Here is a 16,044-nt window from a genome sequence, read left to right as displayed (position 1 = left end):
GAGTCACGGCATCTACGGCGGAAAGGCTCCAGGGGTTACTCTGGAGGAGCTTCCCCCCCCAATCTCCGGGTCTTCGGATGAAGCGGGCAAAAGTGCGGGTCCGGACCCCCTCCGGCCCACGAACGAAAAAAAGCCCCGGAGGGCGAACCCTCCGGGGCTTGAGACCGTGTAAGATGTTCCCTTAGAACGGCACGTTCACCATCACGTAGAGTTCGTAGGGATTGTTCGGGTCGTCGGTCTTGCCGTCGTCATCCACGGCCATGTCGTTGAAGTAGTCGCCCAGGAAGGCGTAGGCGGCGTTCAGCGACACGTCTACGGTCTCGGCCACCTTCATTCCGGTGCGCACGAATACCTCCGTGCCCAGGCCTGTTCCGTCGTGGTCGTCAGCCCCGTCGTTCGGGGTGCGGTCGTCCTCGACGGCGGAGAAGTAACCGACGCCGCCTTTCACGTACACGCCTTTCATAGCGGGAGGGTTGTACTGACCGGTCAGGGCCACGGCCCACAGCCCGTTGCCGCTCACCACGGCGCCCTCGCCGAAGCCCTCGAAGCCCCAGGTGGTCCAGTAAAGGTCGGCCATCATCAGCATGAAGCCTTCGGTGCCGAAAAAGAAGTCTTCACCGGACTGCGGGATCGTCCAGCTGTTCTGGTCGGTGTCGCCGCTGTCGTCGTCCCCGGAGAAGTACAGGGCCAGGAGCTTCGCCTTCACGCCCTCCATGGGCGAGAACGCGGCCGCGACGCTGCCCGCGAAAGCGCTGATATCCAAATCGTCGCCGTTGGCCGCCGCGCTGTCGGCCGTGCCGAAGTTGTACGCAACCCACCCGGAGAGGGCCGCCGGGCCAATTTTGTACTTCCCGTTCACGCCCAGCCAGTAAATGTCGGCGTTGCTGAAGCCTGCGCTGCCGTACCCGGCGCCGTTCACGTTGAGCCAATAGAAGTCAGCACCCAGGGAAAGCCCGCCTATCGGCTGGAAGGCGGCCTGCACGGCGTACAGGTCGATGTCGTTTTCGGTGTTGTCGGCAGTCTGGGCGCCCTCACCCCACTTGAACCACGCCACGTTGCCGCTGACCATGTCGGTCTTCGCAGAGAATTTGAGACCCGCCATATCGGCCGCGAACAGGGAGTAGTTCCAGTGGTCCGCGTAGCCCTGGAGACCCACCCGGGCGCTCACCGGGGTGTCCGGGATCTTCACGTTCAGATAAAGGTTCTTGGTTTCCAGGTTTACAGTATCGCCGCCGAGCCGGCCGCCGTCGTTCCGGGTCGTCCGATGCCCATCCGCTCCGTAGCCCGCGTAGGACAGGTCACCCCACTGCATGTCGACCTCGCCGTAGTACGTGACGCTCACGTACTCGTTGAGGCCCATGGTCCACTTTGCTCGGAATCGCTGGTCGACGATTTTTGTCGGCCCGTCCTCGCTCCGGCTGTTGTCGAAGTCCGTCATCATGAAGCGGGTACGGAAGAAACCGTTGATGCTGTGGTCCTTCGCGAAAGCCGGCAGGGCCATCGCGACGGCGAGGGTGCTCGACAGAGCGACAAGCAGTTTTTTCTTCATTCCCATTCCTCCTGTAGTTGGTTGACCCAACCCTTCACACAACTTTCGGTCCTGTGAACCCTCTCCTTGCTTCCTCCGGTGGCTCACCTCCTTTTTGCCAGGTCGTTGGAAATGGAAACTACCCCTCCGAACCCTCTCTTTATCGCCGAACCAAGCCGCCCGAAGCCGGACGGTGGAGGTCAATAAAAAACCTCGCGCGCGGAGCATAACAGCGGTTCAAAACGGGTGTCAAGACCCGAAGCGCCGTATTTTCGCCGCGAATCGCGAGGTCGTCGGTCGGGGTCGGTCCGGCAATCCGTCTCTCCCACGAACGGTAGGGCCGAATCGGCGGCGAGTATATCCATCGGCCGAACGGTTGGCAAGAGGGAGGTTTGGGCGTGTGGAACCCGTTAGGGGGCGGATCAGTCGTCTTGGTCCGTTGAGTGACGTCGCAGGCTGCTGAGGCGTTCGAGGAGGATCTCGGGATCAATGGGCTTCAAAAGGTAGCCGTCCACGCCGAGTTCCCGGGCCTGGAGCACGGTGTCCGAGTCGGACCGGGAGGTGAGCACCAGGATCGGTACGTGGCGGGTCTTGGCGCTGGCCCGGAGGCGGAGGATCAGTTTCAGGCCGTCGAGCACCGGCATGACGATGTCGGTCAGGATGGCGTCGTAGGTGTTGGAGAGGGCCATCTTGATGCCTTCGAGGCCGTTTTCCGCCAGGTCACACTCGTGACCGGCCTGTTCTAGGATCTCGGCGGCCTTCCTCCGGATGATGTTGCTGTCGTCCACGACCAGGATGCGCATGGCGGGTCCATTATTATGACGTGAGGATGTTGGGACGTGCGGACGTTAGGACGCTCGCCCTCCGCACCCCGGCCCTCTCCCCACGGCGGGGGAGAGGGAGACGAGCGCTGAGGGAACTGTGCGCTGGTGCTGGCCGTCCCGGCCGCGCCCTGTGAGGATTCATCGGCAGGAGGGCGGTGCTCCTTGAGGAGGCACGAGGCCGGGTGCTAAAGTCGGGCCCCAGGCCTTTCGGGGGATCGGAGGAGCGGATGGAACAGACAACCGCCGGAAACCGCCGCAGGGTGCGGGTTCTGCCCGACGAGATCGCCAACCGGATCGCGGCTGGCGAGGTGGTGGAGCGGCCGGCCAGCGTGGTGAAGGAGTTGGTGGAGAACGCGGTGGACGCAGGGGCCGGCCGGGTGCGGGTGCGGCTCGAGGGGGCCGGCAAGCGGCTCATCGCGGTGGAGGACGACGGCGAGGGCATGGGCCGGGAGGACGCCCTGTTGGCCCTGGAACGCCATGCCACCAGCAAGATCGCCTCGGCCGACGATCTGGACACCATCACTACGCTGGGATTTCGGGGGGAGGCCCTGCCGAGCATCGCTTCGGTCAGCCGGATGCGGATCGTGACTAGGCCGCCCGAGGCCTCGGAGGCCACGGTGGTGCGCGTGGAGGGCGGCAAGGTCATGGCGGTGGAGTCGGCCGGGGCGCCCCGGGGCACCACGGTGGAGGTGACCGATCTGTTCTTCAACGTGCCGGCCCGGCTGAAGTTCCTCAAGGGCGACGCCACCGAGCTCCGGCACTGTGTGGAAACGGTGACCCAGCTGGCCCTGGTGCACTACGACGTGGGGTTCGAGCTCAGGAGCCAGGGGCGGGTCTCCCTGGCCGCGCCGCCGGGGCAGAGCCTGGAGGAACGGGCGGCCCAGGTGGCGGGTGCCGAGGCGCCCGGGGGGCTGTACTGGGCCCGAGCTGAGGCGGACGGGCGGGAGCTGGTCTTTGCGTTTGCGGCCCCCCACGAGGGGCGGGGGCACCGGCGGGGGCTCAGGCTGTTCGTGAACGGCCGGCCGGTGCAGGATCGGCTGCTGGTGCGGGCGGTGACCGAGGGGTACCGGGGGCTCCTGGAGAAGGGGCGGTACCCGGTGGCCCTCCTGTGGGTCGAGGTGCCGCCGGACGAGATCGACGTGAACGTGCACCCGGCGAAGCGTGAGGTCCGGTTCCGGGACGAGGGCCGGGTGTTCCGGTGGGTGGCGGGGTTTGTGGCCGAGAGCCTGGCGGGAGCCCCCTGGCTGAGCCGGGGCGCCGTGACGCCCGCGCCCGAGCCGTCCCGCCGGCCGGAGTTGGGGCGGGTGGCCGAGGCCGTGGCCGGATACGCCGAGCGGGTTTCCGCCGGAGGCGGCGGGCGGGCGCCATCTTCGCCCCCGGCGAGGAAGAGCAGGGCAGGTGCCATCGGCCGGCTCCGGATGGGGGGGGCGCCCCCCGTTGCTCCCTCCCAACCCGGCCTGCGGTTCGACGAACCCTCCCGGGGGCCCTACGACGGGCTTCGGTTCTTGGGCTCGGTGGAGGCCACCTATCTGGTGTTCCAGGACCCGGACCGCCGGGAGCTGGTGATCCTCGATCAGCACGCGGCCCACGAGCGGGTGTTGTACGAGCGATTTCTGGGACAGGGGGGCGGCCGGCCCGTCCAACGGCTGCTGGTACCGGTGACCGTGGAGTGCTCCTCTGCCGAGCGTGCCGCGTTCGAGGAACGCAAGGGGGCTCTCTCGGCCCTCGGGTTCCGGGTGGAGCCGTTTGGCGACACCGCCCTGGCCGTGACCGAGACCCCGGCCGATCTGCCGGCGGCCGCGGCCGAGGCGGTGGTTCGCGATATCTTGGGCGCCGACCCGGCCGAGGTGGCCGAGGGGCACGACGCCTTGGCCCGCCGGGCCGCCTGCGCGGCCGCGGTGAAGGCCCGGAGGGCTTTGGACGCTTCCGAGGCCGAGGCCCTGCTCCGGGCCCTGTCGGCCGCCCGCCATCCCTCCCACTGCCCCCACGGCCGGCCCCTAGTTGTTCGGCTGGGTCGGAAGGAGCTGGAGGGGATGTTCCACCGACGTTAGGACGTTGGGACGTGGGGATGTTCGGACGGGAGGATGTTGTTGGATAAGTCGCCGGCTCGGCCGGTTCCCGACGCCGGGGATCCGCCAGGCGGATCCTGCGCCACGACGAACGACGAACGACGAACGACGGGCGGGCCGGGCCTCCCAGCTTCCCTGCTTCCCAGCCTCCCAGCCATTCTCGTGATCACCGGTCCCACGGCCTCGGGCAAGACCCGGTTCGCCATCGAGGTGGCCGAGGCGGTGGACGGCGAGATCGTTTCGGCCGACTCCATGCAGGTGTACCGGCACCTGGACATCGGCACGGCCAAGCCCACGGCCCGGGAACGGGGGCGGGTTCCCCACCATCTGGTCGACGTGGCCGACCCCGACGAGGCGTTCCACGCGGCCCGCTTCGTGTCCGAAGCGGACCGGGCCATTGCGGATATCGCCGGCCGGGGGCGGGTCCCCGTCGTGTGCGGGGGCACCGCGCTCTACCTGAAAGCGCTCCTCCACGGCCTCGCGCCGGCACCCGGCCGGGACCCGGAGGTAAGGGCGGAGCTGGAGGCCCGGTGGGACCGGGGGGAACGGGAGGCGTTGCGCCGGGAGTTGGCCCGGGTGGACCCCGGGGCGGCCCGCCGTCTGCACCCCAACGACCGTACCCGGATCGTGCGGGCCCTGGAGGTGTGGCGGGTGACGGGCCGACCGATCTCCGAGCTCCATCGGGCCCACCGGTTCGGTCCGGTGCGCTACCGGGCCCTGATGGTGGGGCTGCTCACGGACCGGCCGGATCTGTACCGGCGGATCGACGAGAGGGTGGTGAGCATGGTCGAGGCCGGGTGGGTGGAGGAGGTGCGGCAGGTCCTCTCCATGGGGTACGGTCCCCATCTCCCCCCCCTCCGGGCCATCGGGTACCGCCAGATCTGCGCCCATGTGCTGGAGCGCCGGCCTCTGGACCAGGCGGTCGCCGAGATCCAGCAGGAGACCCGCCGGTTCGCGAAGCGGCAGATGACCTGGTTCCGCCGCATGCCGATCCGCTGGGTGCCGGCCGACGCGACGGCCGAGGTCGTGACCCTGTGGCAGGAGTTTTGCGAGGAGCCCTGATCCCGTTCCCCGCCCCGGGTGGAAAATGGGGTTTGCAACGACGCGGAGGGGCGCTAAGATACCCCGCCGTTTCCATGCTCCATCTTTTTTTCTTCCCTTTCCCAAGAGGGGGTTTCCCATGGCCAAGGCGAAGCTCAATATTCAGGATCAGTTCCTCAACAACCTGCGGCGCGAGAAGGCCCAGGTCACGGTCCGCCTCACCTCGGGGGAGGAGGTGGAAGGGGTGGTCAAGGCCTTCGACAACTTCTGCGTGGTGGTGAAGACCCCGGGGAACTACCTCCTCCTCTACAAGCACGCCATCGCCTACATCCGACCGTTCGAACCCCTGAAAAAGTTTGACGCCATCTACGAGAACTTTTAGGAGTCTCGCCCTCGTTCTGTGGGCCCTGTTGGCCGCGGCGGTCCCGGCCGTCGTGGCCGCGGGCGTGCCGGTGGTGGTCGAGGTGACCGCCGACGCAGGGGCCGGGGGGGAAGGTCTGCCCCCGCAGGTTCTCCGCGAGGCGCGGAAGCGGGCGGTGGAAGCCGTGGTGTTCCGGCATGTGGTCCAAGCCGAACGCAGACGCGCCCTGGCCGCCTTGGGATCCCCATCGCGGTACGTGGTTCGCCTGGCCGTGGTGTCGGAGCAGACCGAGGCCGGTCAGCGGAAGGCCGAGGTCGAGATCGAAGTGGATCGGGACCGGATCCTGGGGCTGCTGGCACGAACCGGGGTCGGGGTGCATCGCCTGGAGGTGCGGCCACGCCTCCTGGTGGCCGCCCGATCGGGCCCCACGGCCTCCCCGCTGCTTCGGGCCCTTGCCGACGCGTTGGGTCGGGAGGGGTGGGGATTCCGGGTGGCGGCCGGTGTGGAGTCGCCCGAGGCGGCGTTGGGGTTGGGCCGGACCCTGGGGTGCCACGTGGTGTTCTACGTCTCGGGCGAGGCGCGGAGCGGGGCTCCGGTGCCGTGGGATCCGCACGACCGGGCCGCCACCCCGGCCGAGTCGTCCGGGATGACCGGGCCCGGGTTCGCGCGGGCCACGGCCTCGGGCGAGGGGGCGGTCCTGGATGCCCTCACCGGCGCTTTTCTGGCCCGGGTCGAGGCCCGGGCCCAGGGGGCCGGCCCTGACGGGGTGGAGGCCGAGGCCCGGGCGGCCGTCCGGTTGGGCCGCCGCCTGGGCCAAGAGCTCCTGGCCGGGTTGGAGCAGTCGGGATGGGCCCTTCCTCCCGCGGACCGTGAGGTGCGGATCCGGGTGCAGGGGATCCCGGCGCCACAGGGGCTCGAGGCGGCCGAGGCGGCGTTGGGGGGGCTGGCCGAGGTGGCCGGGATCCGGCTGGCCGAGGTGGCGTGGCGCGAAGGGGTGTGGGTGGTCCGGGGCCGGCCCAGCGGGATCCCCTGGGACGCGGTGCTGGCCTGGGCCTCGGTCGGGTTGGGCCGGCTGCGGGTGGAGGCGACCGGGCCCGACGAGGTGACCTGCCGCTGGGTGACGGATGGCCCCTGAACCGAGCGACGGTGCTCCGGCCCCGGCGCTGGAAGCCCGGGGGCTTCGGATCGATCCCCCCTTGCTCCTGGCCCCCATGGCGGGCCTGACCCACACGGCCCTGCGAAGGCTCCTGGCCGAGCTGGGCGGGGTGGGGCTGCTGAGCACCGAGATGCTCTCGGCCCGGGCCCTGCCCCAGGAGCGGCCCGACCACCCCTTCCTCAAACGAACCCTCTGGGAGTCCCCCCTTTCTTGGCAGCTCCTGGTGGCCCGGCCCGAGGAGGTGGCCCCGGCCGTCGAGACCCTGGAACGATGGGGGGCCGAGGCTCTGGATCTCAACCTGGGGTGCCCGGCGCCCCAGGCACGGCGGCGGGGGGGCGGGGCGTTCCTGGCGGCCGACCTGCCGCGGGCCCGGGCCGTGGTCCGGGAGGTCCGGCGCCGATGGCAGGGGCCGCTCTCGGCCAAGCTCCGCCTCGCCGATGGGCCGGACGAGGCCCCCGTGCGGGATCTGGTGCGGCTCCTGGGGGACGAGGGGGCGGACTGGATCACGGTGCATGCCCGGTTCCGGAACGACCCCTACGGCCGCCCGGCCCGGTGGGACTGGATCGCCCGCGTCAAGGCATGGGCCTCGGTGCCCGTGGTGGGCAACGGCGGCGTGGCCGAGCCCGGGGACGTGGGCCGGATGCTCGCCGAGACCGGCTGCGACGCCGTGATGATCGGTCGCGCCGCGGCGCGGACCCCGTGGATCTTCCGGAAGGCCACCGAGCGGGTGTTCGGCCGCGCCCCTCCCGGCCCCGACCCCGACCCGGCGGCGGTCTACCTGCGGTTCGCCGAGCTCCTGGCCGAGAGCTTCGACGAGCGCCGCGCGCTGGGCCGGCTCAAGGAGTTCACGCACCACTTCGCCGAGAACTACGCCTTCGGCCACCTGCTGGCCAGTTCGGTCCAGGCGAGCTCGTGCTTCGAGCAGGCCTTGGACCGGGCCCGACGGTTCCTGGAGGAGAACGAGCCCCGATGCGCCACCCCGGCCTGCCCCTGATCCTGGCGTCGACCAGCCCCTACCGCAGGGATCTTCTGGCCCGGCTGCGGATCCCCTTCGAGGTCGCCGCCCCCGCCTATGAGGAGCCTCCCCTCGCGGGCCTCTCCCCGTCCGACCTGGCCCGGGCCCACTCCCTGGGCAAGGCCCGGGCGGTGGCGAGGCAACATCCCGGCCGGATCGTGGTCGGGTCGGATCAGGTGGCGGAGCTCGAAGGCGAGGCCTTGGGAAAGCCGGGCACCCGGCATCGGGCCGTGGAGCAGCTCGCCCGGTGTGCCGGCCGGACGGTGCGGTTCCACACCGGCGTGGCCGTGGTGTGGGGGCAGCGGGAGGCGGCGTGGGTGGAGCCGTTCTCCGTGACGTTCCGGCGGCTCACCCGGGCCGAGATCGAGGCCTACGTGGACCTGGACCGGCCCCTGGGATCGGCCGGATCGTTCAAGATCGAGTCCCTGGGCATCGCCCTCATGGAGCGGACGGAGGGCCGGGACTTCACGGCCCTGATCGGGCTGCCCCTAATGGCCCTGTCCGAGCTCCTGGCAGGGTTCGGGGTAGACGTGCTGTTGTTGCGGCGCTGAGGCGGCCATGTGCCGGGCCCGCAGATGCCGGAGGGTCTCCTCCAGTGCGAGGCGCACCGAGGCCGACAGGTCGGGCGGAAGCCCGGCGCACGCGCCGAGCAGGGTCTCCTTCAGGTACATCTCGAAATGATCCCAGTACACCGGGCTTCGCAGGGCCCAGGTTCGGCACGGGTCGGCCTCGTTCTCGGCGATGGTGCGCTGGAGCGCGGTCTGGATGCCGGAGAGGAGGTCTCGCACGGCCACGGGCTGGCTCCACACCCCTTCCGCCTGGGCGGCGTGGAGCACGCTTTGCAGCCGGCTCGTGCTTTCGGCGGGCAGTCCGGCGCGGATCGCGGACATGGGATGTCCTCCTGTGGACGGGGGTGCTCGCCCCTGGCCTCTATGCACGCTCCGTGCCCGGGGTCCGGAGGGTTTGATCGAGCCAAATGAGAAAGTGGGTTCCCAATGTGGGCACTCGATTGCTCTCCAAGGGCAAGGATCCGACACCTTCGGAGCCGTCCCGAACCGTCTCGAATGCGGGACCGGCCGTGAGAAGGGCCCCGATCTGCATCCTGCGCGAGACCCCGACGAACCGCTACTCGGTCAACGTGCTGGCCGGCCTGATCCGGCAGACGGGCCTTCCCTGGGTCGTGGCCCGATCCGAGGCCGAGGTGGTCCGGCTGGCCGGGCAATCCGGCCGGGCGTTCGGGCTGTACTCGTTCATGACCCCCGACCTCCCGGTCGTCCGGGCCGAGATCGCGGCCCTGCGGCCCCGGCTCCCGGGTGTGCGGTGGCTGGCCGGGGGGCCCCACCCCACGGCCGACCCGGAGGGCACGCTGGCCATGGGGTTCGACCACGTGGTGGTGGGAGAGGCCGAGCGGGTCTTGGGGCCGTTCCTGCAGGAGGGAGACGGGCCGTCCGTGATCCGGGATCCGGACGGCGGCCCGCCCGACCTGGACCCCTATCCGGCCCGGGTGGTGGGGCGGCCCGGACCGGTGGAGATCACCCGTGGGTGTCGGGGAGGGTGCCGGTTTTGCTCGGTGGGCCGGCGGCGGGTGCGGCACCGCGGTCTCCCCGCGGTGGTGGCCGCGGCCCGGGCCCTGGTGGCCGAGGGCCGTCGGGTGATCCGGTTCGTCACCCCCGATGCCCTGGCCTACGGGGGGAGCCTCGCGGCCGTGGCCGATCTGCTCTCCGCCCTCCGGGGCGTGGGGGTCGAGCCGGTCCTCGGCGCCTTCCCCTCGGAGGTGCGGCCCGAGCGGGTGACCCCGGAGGCGGTGGCCCTGCTTCGGACCCACTGCCACAACCGGACGCTGGTGATCGGAGGGCAGTCGGGGAGCGACCGGGTGCTCCGGTTTCTGGGCCGCGGCCACACCGTGGCCGACGTGGTTCAAGCCGCGGCCCACGCCCGAAAGGGGGGCTTGAGGCCCCACGTGGACCTGATCTTCGGGATCCCCGGCGAGACCCCCGAGGAGCAGGCCGCCACGGTGGAGCTGGCCCGACTCCTCCAGCGGGACCACGGGGCCAGGATCCACGCCCACTACTTCCACCCCCTCCCCGGCACCCCCCTCTGGGGCTCCGACCCGGAGCCGCTGGAGCCGGAGACCCGGGCGTTTCTGAAACGGGCCGAGCGGGCCGGCACCCTGGACGGGGACTGGCGAGCCCAGATCGCTTTCGCCAAAGATCTGCGGGAGTGGGCCGAACGGGGCTGGATCCGAGCCAAGAGCACCTCCCGTCCCAGCGCCCTGACGTCCTAACGTCCCAACATCACTAACGCCCGAATCCCCCCTTTCCGTCCCATCGGTATTTCCCATATACTCGTTCTCGTTTTCCGATCCACACGGCTCTGCTGAGGTGCTCCATGTCGTACAAAGTGCTCGATCTGTTCAAGGATCTGCCCGGGACCAACTGCGGAGACTGCGGCAAGGCGGGGTGTTTCGCGTTCGCCACCGCCGTATATCTGGAAGCCTACCCCCTGGAGCGCTGCCCCCACCTGGGGAACGAGGCCCGCGAGATCGCCGCCAGGCTCCAGGCCGACCGGGACGAGGGCGGGGGGCGAAAGCCGGACTCGAGCGAGCAGACCCTGGAGCACCTCCGGGGCGTGATCGCGGAGATGCCCCTCGCCCAAGTGGCCGAGCGCTGCGGGGGCACGTACGACCCGGGTCCGCCCGAATCGGTGACGGTGGAGTTCCTGGGGACGCCCCATCGAATCCTCAGGGACGACGTGACCTGCCCGGCGGAGGCGCCGACGGTATGGGTGAAGATCCTCCTTCTGATCTACGTGACCCGGGCGTCGGGCCAGCCCCCGGAAGAAGACTGGGTGGCCTTCCGGGAGCTGCCGAACACGGTGAGCAAGGCGAAGTCGTTCGAGGCCTCGGCCCGCCGCATCGCCGATGCCTTCGCCGGCCGGGCAGCGCAGTTGGCCGAGGCCGTGGCGGGGATGGGGGGCGAGCGCATCCCCCACCCGTCGGCTCCGTGGGCGTTCCGGATCCGGGCGTTGCCCCGGGTCCCCCTGCTCCTCCTGTTCTGGGACCGGGACGAGGAGTTCGAGGCCCGGGCCTCCCTGCTGGTGGACCGGTCGGTGCTCGAGTACCTGGACCAGGAAGGGCTCGTGTTCCTGTCGGAGGCCCTGGCCCAGAAGCTGCGCGGAGGCGATCTGGCCGAGGTGATCCCATGACCTTCCGGCACCTGGAGGCGTTCGTGGCCGTGGCCGGGGAGGGCGGCTTCACCCGGGCGGCCGAGGTTCTGTGCCTCACCCAGCCCACCGTGAGCGGCCAGATCCGCGAGCTGGAGGAGGAACTGGGGGTGACCCTGTTCCACCGACTGCCCCGGGCCGTGGAGCTCACCGAGGCCGGCCGGCGGTTCCTGGTGCGGGCTCGCGAGGTCCTGGCCGGCCGGGACCGGCTGCTCGAGGAGGCCGCGGCGTACCGCGGCGTGGTGGACGGGACCCTGGAGATCCATGCGAGCACCATTCCGGGGGAGTACCTCCTTCCCCCGGTGCTCGCCCGGTTCAAGGCCGAGCACCCCCGGGTGCGGGTGGTCCTGCGGGTGGCGGACACGGGCGAGGTGCTCCGCCGGGTCGAGTCCGGGGAGGTGGGCCTCGGCGTGGTGGGACGACCGGCCGGCACGGACCTGGAGTGCCGGCCCCTGTGGCGGGACCGGGTCGTGTGCGTGGTGCCCGCCGGATGGGAGGTGGCGGATCGGCTGGAGCCGCCGGACCTGGAGCGTCTGCCCCTGGTGGTCCGGGAGGAGGGGTCCGGGACCCGCACCACCGTGGAGGAGGCCCTGGGGGAGCGGTGGTGCCGGATGCGCGTGGTGGCCGAGTTGGGGTCCACCGCCGCGGTGCTCGAGGCCGTCAAGGCCGGCCTGGGGGCGGGCTTCGTTTCGGAGCGGGCCGCCCGCGAGGCGGCCGAGGCGGGAAAGGTCCGGTTCGTGGCGGTGGAAGGGGTGCTGCCGGTGGAACGCCGGTTCCACGCCGTGTGGCATCCGCGAAGGGTGCTCAGCCCAGCGGCCCGGGCCCTGCTCGAGCTGCTTTCCGGCGACGGCGGCTAGTGTCGCGTTTCGGAAATTTCGTGCTGTTCCCTGGGGGTGGGGCTGGGGGCCCCTCCTTCGCTGAACGGCCTCGCAGGGGCCGCCTCGGCGCGGTCCGCTGCGGCGCGTGAGAGCACGCGCCGCGGCCGCTCCCCTGGCGCCGGGCGGCCCAGGCTGCTCGGCCATCGCGCTTCGTCGGAGCCCCCAGCCCCACCGAAGCAATCCGCATACGTTTTTGCGAAACGGAACACTAGGCAACTAGGCGGCTGGGAGGTTCCCGAGCCACGGCCAATCCATGAGGGGCATGGGGCCTGCTGGAGAGCCGCGTGCGGCCCCTTGGCTCGCCGCGCAGCGCCTCTGCGCTCGGACCGCGAAAGGGTTTGGATTCCACCGAGTTGTCATGAAGCCAGATCTTCGGTCCCGTGCCTGCGCGGCGAATCTCGATGCCCGGCTTCGCGCGCGGCCGGAAGCAGGCCCCATGTCCCGCACGCCACGCGCTCCGCCGAAGTTCCCCGCTACCCGGCCGCGGCCGGGCCGTCGGCGGTCTCCTCGGGTTCGTCCTCCTCCCCCTCCTCGTCGGGCTTGGGCCCGAACACGCGGGCCACCAGGATGCTGATCTCGTAGAGGATCCACAGGGGCCCGGCCATCATCAGCTGGGTCACCACGTCGGGCGGGGTGAGCACGGCCGCGGCCACGAAGATGATCACCACGGCGTACCCGCGGTTTCGGGACAGGGTGGCGTGGGTGATCAGCCCCATCTTGGCCAGGAAGAACACGATCACCGGCAGCTCGAACACCACCCCGAACGCCAGCAGGAGCTTGATCGCGAACCCCACGTAGGCGTCGATCGAGATCGATGCCTGGATCGGCCCGCCGGCCGCGTAGCCCAGCAGGAACTTGAACCCGAACGGGAACACCACCGTGAACGCAAAGGTCACCCCCGCGAAGAAGAACAGGGTGGCCGTGCCCACGAACGGCCACACATAGCGCTTCTCGTGGGGGTAGAGACCCGGCGCCACGAACTTCCACGCCTGGTACAGGATCACGGGGCTGGCGAGCAGGATCCCGCCCAGGAACCCGATCTTGAGGTGGGTGAGGAAGCCCTCCTGCACCCGGATCATGGCCAGCGTGCTCCCCTCGGGAAGAGCCGCGACCAGGGGCTGCACGAAAAAGGTGAACAGCCGGTCGCTCACCCCGTAGCACGCCGCAAACCCCGCCACCACCGCTACGGCGCACTTGATCAACCGCTGGCGCAGCTCCTCCAGGTGGGCCGTGAACGGGAGCTTCTCCTGCTCCTCGGGGTCCTGGGGCGGCGGGGTAGAGGCTTCGGTCATGGGGGTCTGGGCCGTGTCGGGTTACGCGGGGGAAGAGGGGCCCGGGGGCTCTTTATCGTCGGCCCTCGGCTCCGCACGGGGTTCGGCGTCGGTGTCCGGGGGCGGGCCGGGCTTGGTCTGGGCCCGGGCCTTCTCCAGGTCTTTCCAGAGTTCCTGGGGGTCCAGGGGCTTGTGAACCTCCTGGTAGATGGTGCGCTGGATGTCCTCGGTGGCCCGGCGGAACTCGGCCAGCCCCCTGCCCAGGGCCCGGGCCAGGTCGGGGAGTCGTTTCGGGCCGATCACGATCAGGGCGATCCCCAGCACCAGCAGGATCTCGCCCATTCCCATCCCAAACATCCGGCACCTCGGCTTCTTCGAGTGGAAGTATGTCAGGCTACGGTCCCGGACCGCGGAGTGTCAAGGAGCCGGGCCGACCAAAAGCCGACGGCCGATGCCCGGCCGCCGCTTTTCCCCATTGACACGCCGGGAGCCCCGCTGGTATAGAGAGCGTTCTTCGGGCCCCGGGCCCGGACGGAGCGAGACCCACTTGTAGGCACGTAGCTCAGTGGGAGAGCACCTGCCCGACACGCAGGGGGTCGGCGGTTCAATCCCGCCCGTGCCTACCACTTCTTGCTCGTTCCCAAGAGGCATCGCGTGGTCTCCACCGGTGCCTTTTTGCTTTTGGGCGGCCGGTGTCCGGGGCGAGAGCGGCCCCGCCGCCGAGTTCCAAGGAGTTGTCTCATGACGATCCGGGTCACCCTGCCCGACGGAAGCGTGAAGGAACTCCCCCGGGGCGCCAGCCCGCTCCAGGTGGCCGAGGCGATCGGCAAGCGCCTGGCCCGCGAGGCCGTGGCGGCCGAGGTGGACGGCCGGCTGGTGGACCTGACCGCGCCGCTGGAGGCCGACTGTCGGCTGCGGATCCTTACCGGCGACACCCCCGAGGGGCTCGACGTGCTCCGCCACTCCGCGTCCCACGTGATGGCCCAGGCCGCCAAACGGGTGCTGGGCGAGGTGAAGCTGGCCATCGGCCCGGCCACGGCCGACGGGTTCTACTACGACCTGGACACCCCCCGGCCCCTCACGCCCGACGACCTGGAGGCCATCGAGGCCGAGATGGCCCGGATCGTCAAAGAGGACCTTCCGGTGCGGAGGCGGGAACTGCCCCGGGAGGAGGCCCTAAGGTTCTTCCGGGAGCGGGGCGAGAGCTACAAGGTGGAGCTGATCGAGGACCTGCCCGACGAGGACACCATCTCCCTGTACGAGCAGGGGGAGTTCGCCGACCTGTGCCGGGGGCCCCACGTGCCGAGCACCGGCCGGGTCAAGGTGTTCAAGCTGCTGTCCGTGGCCGGGGCCTACTGGCGGGGCGACGAGCGCAACCCCATGCTCCAGCGCATCTACGGCACCGCGTTCCCCACCAAGGAGCAGCTCAAGGAGCGGCTGCGGCTTTTGGAGGAGGCCAAGAAGCGCGACCACCGCAAGCTCGGCCGGGAGCTCGACCTGTTCTCGATCGAGGACGAGGTGGGGCCCGGCCTGGTGATCTGGCACCCCAAGGGGGCGCTGGTGCGCACGCTGCTCGAGGACTTCGAGCGCCGCGAGCACCTGCGGCGGGGGTACCAGATCGTGATCGGGCCCCAGCTCCTGCGCCGGGAGCTGTGGGAGCGATCGGGCCACTACGACAACTACCGCGAGAACATGTACTTCACCGAGGTGGAGGGGCAAGCCTACGGCATCAAGCCGATGAACTGCCTGGCCCACATGGTCATCTACCGCTCGCGGGTGCGCTCGTACCGGGAGCTTCCCCTGCGGTTCTTCGAGCTGGGCACCGTGCACCGCCACGAGAAGTCGGGGGTGCTCCACGGCCTGACCCGGGTGCGGGGGTTCACCCAAGACGACGCCCACATCCTGTGCACCCCGGACCAGCTGCTCGACGAGATCTCGGGCATCCTGGACTTCGTGCAGGACGTGATGGGGCTCTTTGGGTTCGAGTACGAGGTGGAGCTCTCCACGCGGCCCGAGAAGTCCATCGGCGACGACCAGGCCTGGGAGCGGGCCACCCGTGCCCTGGAGGAGGCCCTGCGCAGCCGGGGCATGGAGTTCGGGGTGTGCGAGGGCGAGGGCGCGTTCTACGGCCCGAAGATCGACGTGAAACTGCGGGACGCGCTTGACAGAAAGTGGCAGTGTGCTACAATCCAGGCCGATTTTACCCTTCCCGAGCGCTTTGATCTCACCTACGTGGGGCCCGACGGGGAACGCCACCGGCCGGTGATGCTCCACCGGGTCATCCTGGGGTCGATCGAGCGGTTCATCGGGGTTTTGATCGAGCATTTCGCCGGAGCGTTTCCGACCTGGCTGGCCCCGGTTCAGGTCGTCCTCCTGCCCATTGCCGACCGACACGTCCCCTACGCCCGGAAGGCGGAGGGGCTTTTGCGTTCGCGGGGGGTGCGGGTGGAGGTGGACGCCCGCAACGAGACGCTCCGCTACAAGATCCGCGAGGCCCAGGTCCAGAAGGTGCCGTACATGGTGGTCCTGGGCGACCGCGAGGTTTCGGACGGCACGGTCAGCCCCCGGCCCCGGTCGGGGGACCCGTTGCCCACCATGGCGCTGGACGAGTTCGTGGAGCGGGTGGCTGCCGAGGCCGACCTGCCCCGATTGGAGGATCGACGCTGAACGACCTGACCG

15 protein-coding genes and 1 tRNA gene are annotated in these 16,044 nt (G+C 70.2%); 11 read left to right on the top strand and 5 right to left on the bottom strand.

Annotation, left to right across the window (positions count from 1 at the left end; all coding sequences use genetic code 11):
* Positions 1 to 181: 181 nt before the first annotated feature.
* Together DEFCA_RS0109910 and DEFCA_RS0109905 are read right to left on the bottom strand one after the other, a co-directional pair.
* On the bottom strand, positions 182 to 1,549 hold the full coding sequence (locus tag DEFCA_RS0109910) for a hypothetical protein (protein WP_025322865.1): 1,368 nt from the start codon (positions 1,547 to 1,549) through the stop codon (positions 182 to 184).
* Between the two features lie 401 nt (positions 1,550 to 1,950).
* Positions 1,951 to 2,331, bottom strand: coding sequence for a response regulator (locus DEFCA_RS0109905; RefSeq protein WP_025322864.1), 381 nt, complete (start codon positions 2,329 to 2,331; stop codon positions 1,951 to 1,953).
* 248 nt (positions 2,332 to 2,579) lie between these two features.
* On the opposite strand from DEFCA_RS0109905, the gene mutL reads away from it, so the two are divergent.
* The 6 genes from mutL (at position 2,580) to DEFCA_RS0109875 (ending at position 8,545) form a co-directional block, all read left to right on the top strand.
* Positions 2,580 to 4,403, top strand: coding sequence for a DNA mismatch repair endonuclease MutL (gene mutL, locus DEFCA_RS0109900; protein ID WP_025322863.1), 1,824 nt, complete (start codon positions 2,580 to 2,582; stop codon positions 4,401 to 4,403).
* A 174-nt stretch (positions 4,404 to 4,577) separates the two neighbouring features.
* Positions 4,578 to 5,483, top strand: coding sequence for a tRNA (adenosine(37)-N6)-dimethylallyltransferase MiaA (gene miaA / locus DEFCA_RS0109895; protein WP_407919187.1), 906 nt, complete (start codon positions 4,578 to 4,580; stop codon positions 5,481 to 5,483).
* Between the two features lie 118 nt (positions 5,484 to 5,601).
* Complete coding sequence (gene hfq / locus DEFCA_RS0109890; RefSeq protein WP_025322861.1) at positions 5,602 to 5,844, top strand: RNA chaperone Hfq; 243 nt, start codon at positions 5,602 to 5,604, stop codon at positions 5,842 to 5,844.
* Between the two features lie 28 nt (positions 5,845 to 5,872).
* Positions 5,873 to 6,958: a hypothetical protein gene (locus DEFCA_RS0109885; protein WP_025322860.1), complete on the top strand. Its 1,086-nt coding sequence runs from the start codon at positions 5,873 to 5,875 to the stop codon at positions 6,956 to 6,958.
* Positions 6,948 to 7,973, top strand: coding sequence for a tRNA dihydrouridine synthase (locus DEFCA_RS0109880; protein WP_025322859.1), 1,026 nt, complete (start codon positions 6,948 to 6,950; stop codon positions 7,971 to 7,973). The genes DEFCA_RS0109885 and DEFCA_RS0109880 overlap by 11 nt, the downstream gene beginning before the upstream one ends.
* Positions 7,949 to 8,545 carry a Maf family protein gene (locus DEFCA_RS0109875; RefSeq protein ID WP_025322858.1) on the top strand — a complete coding sequence of 199 codons (597 nt, stop codon included), beginning with the start codon at positions 7,949 to 7,951 and terminating at the stop codon, positions 8,543 to 8,545. Before DEFCA_RS0109880 ends, DEFCA_RS0109875 begins: the two co-directional genes overlap by 25 nt.
* Here the strand turns inward: DEFCA_RS0109875 and DEFCA_RS0109870 are convergent.
* The gene (locus DEFCA_RS0109870; RefSeq protein WP_025322857.1) at positions 8,483 to 8,884 is read right to left on the bottom strand and encodes a hypothetical protein; all 402 of its coding nucleotides are present in this window, start codon (positions 8,882 to 8,884) and stop codon (positions 8,483 to 8,485) included. The two genes, DEFCA_RS0109875 and DEFCA_RS0109870, sit on opposite strands and share 63 nt — an antisense overlap.
* Before the next feature lie 188 nt (positions 8,885 to 9,072).
* Between DEFCA_RS0109870 and DEFCA_RS19410 the strand changes: the two genes are divergently transcribed.
* The 3 genes from DEFCA_RS19410 (at position 9,073) to DEFCA_RS0109855 (ending at position 12,073) form a co-directional block, all read left to right on the top strand.
* Positions 9,073 to 10,278, top strand: coding sequence for a TIGR04013 family B12-binding domain/radical SAM domain-containing protein (locus DEFCA_RS19410; protein WP_025322856.1), 1,206 nt, complete (start codon positions 9,073 to 9,075; stop codon positions 10,276 to 10,278).
* A gap of 104 nt (positions 10,279 to 10,382) precedes the next feature.
* Positions 10,383 to 11,198, top strand: coding sequence for a DUF3786 domain-containing protein (locus tag DEFCA_RS20630; RefSeq protein WP_025322855.1), 816 nt, complete (start codon positions 10,383 to 10,385; stop codon positions 11,196 to 11,198).
* Positions 11,195 to 12,073, top strand: coding sequence for a selenium metabolism-associated LysR family transcriptional regulator (locus tag DEFCA_RS0109855; RefSeq protein ID WP_025322854.1), 879 nt, complete (start codon positions 11,195 to 11,197; stop codon positions 12,071 to 12,073). The genes DEFCA_RS20630 and DEFCA_RS0109855 overlap by 4 nt, the downstream gene beginning before the upstream one ends.
* Before the next feature lie 494 nt (positions 12,074 to 12,567).
* Here the strand turns inward: DEFCA_RS0109855 and tatC are convergent, their stop codons facing one another.
* Together tatC and DEFCA_RS19405 are read right to left on the bottom strand one after the other, a co-directional pair.
* Positions 12,568 to 13,386, bottom strand: coding sequence for a twin-arginine translocase subunit TatC (gene tatC / locus DEFCA_RS0109850; RefSeq protein ID WP_025322853.1), 819 nt, complete (start codon positions 13,384 to 13,386; stop codon positions 12,568 to 12,570).
* Positions 13,387 to 13,407: 21 nt separating this feature from the next.
* Positions 13,408 to 13,722 (bottom strand): twin-arginine translocase TatA/TatE family subunit, encoded by a 315-nt coding sequence (locus tag DEFCA_RS19405; RefSeq protein ID WP_025322852.1) that lies wholly within the window; start codon positions 13,720 to 13,722, stop codon positions 13,408 to 13,410.
* A 194-nt stretch (positions 13,723 to 13,916) separates the two neighbouring features.
* Here DEFCA_RS19405 and DEFCA_RS0109840 point away from each other — a divergent pair.
* Together DEFCA_RS0109840 and thrS are read left to right on the top strand one after the other, a co-directional pair.
* Positions 13,917 to 13,991 (top strand) — tRNA-Val (locus DEFCA_RS0109840).
* A 115-nt stretch (positions 13,992 to 14,106) separates the two neighbouring features.
* The gene (gene thrS, locus DEFCA_RS0109835; protein WP_025322851.1) at positions 14,107 to 16,032 is read left to right on the top strand and encodes a threonine--tRNA ligase; all 1,926 of its coding nucleotides are present in this window, start codon (positions 14,107 to 14,109) and stop codon (positions 16,030 to 16,032) included.
* The last annotated feature ends 12 nt before the right edge of the window (positions 16,033 to 16,044 follow it).

It is taken from the genome of Deferrisoma camini S3R1 (genome assembly GCF_000526155.1).
Classification (GTDB): Bacteria; Desulfobacterota; Deferrisomatia; order Deferrisomatales; family Deferrisomataceae; genus Deferrisoma; species Deferrisoma camini.
The sequence above is the reverse complement of the archived record's forward strand: the minus strand, read 5'-3'. Positions and strand labels throughout refer to the sequence as shown.

What these genes read in the sequence shown, in the direction of transcription:
- thrS (WP_025322851.1), top strand. Translation starts at nt 14,107, where the DNA reads ATGACGATCCGGGTCACCCTGCCCGACGGAAGCGTGAAGGAACTCCCC.
- DEFCA_RS0109910 (WP_025322865.1), bottom strand. Translation starts at nt 1,549, where the DNA reads ATGAAGAAAAAACTGCTTGTCGCTCTGTCGAGCACCCTCGCCGTCGCG.
- DEFCA_RS0109855 (WP_025322854.1), top strand. Translation starts at nt 11,195, where the DNA reads ATGACCTTCCGGCACCTGGAGGCGTTCGTGGCCGTGGCCGGGGAGGGC.
- tatC (WP_025322853.1), bottom strand. Translation starts at nt 13,386, where the DNA reads ATGACCGAAGCCTCTACCCCGCCGCCCCAGGACCCCGAGGAGCAGGAG.
- DEFCA_RS0109870 (WP_025322857.1), bottom strand. Translation starts at nt 8,884, where the DNA reads ATGTCCGCGATCCGCGCCGGACTGCCCGCCGAAAGCACGAGCCGGCTG.
- DEFCA_RS0109905 (WP_025322864.1), bottom strand. Translation starts at nt 2,331, where the DNA reads ATGCGCATCCTGGTCGTGGACGACAGCAACATCATCCGGAGGAAGGCC.
- DEFCA_RS20630 (WP_025322855.1), top strand. Translation starts at nt 10,383, where the DNA reads ATGTCGTACAAAGTGCTCGATCTGTTCAAGGATCTGCCCGGGACCAAC.
- mutL (WP_025322863.1), top strand. Translation starts at nt 2,580, where the DNA reads ATGGAACAGACAACCGCCGGAAACCGCCGCAGGGTGCGGGTTCTGCCC.
- hfq (WP_025322861.1), top strand. Translation starts at nt 5,602, where the DNA reads ATGGCCAAGGCGAAGCTCAATATTCAGGATCAGTTCCTCAACAACCTG.
- DEFCA_RS0109875 (WP_025322858.1), top strand. Translation starts at nt 7,949, where the DNA reads ATGCGCCACCCCGGCCTGCCCCTGATCCTGGCGTCGACCAGCCCCTAC.
- DEFCA_RS19405 (WP_025322852.1), bottom strand. Translation starts at nt 13,722, where the DNA reads ATGTTTGGGATGGGAATGGGCGAGATCCTGCTGGTGCTGGGGATCGCC.
- DEFCA_RS0109880 (WP_025322859.1), top strand. Translation starts at nt 6,948, where the DNA reads ATGGCCCCTGAACCGAGCGACGGTGCTCCGGCCCCGGCGCTGGAAGCC.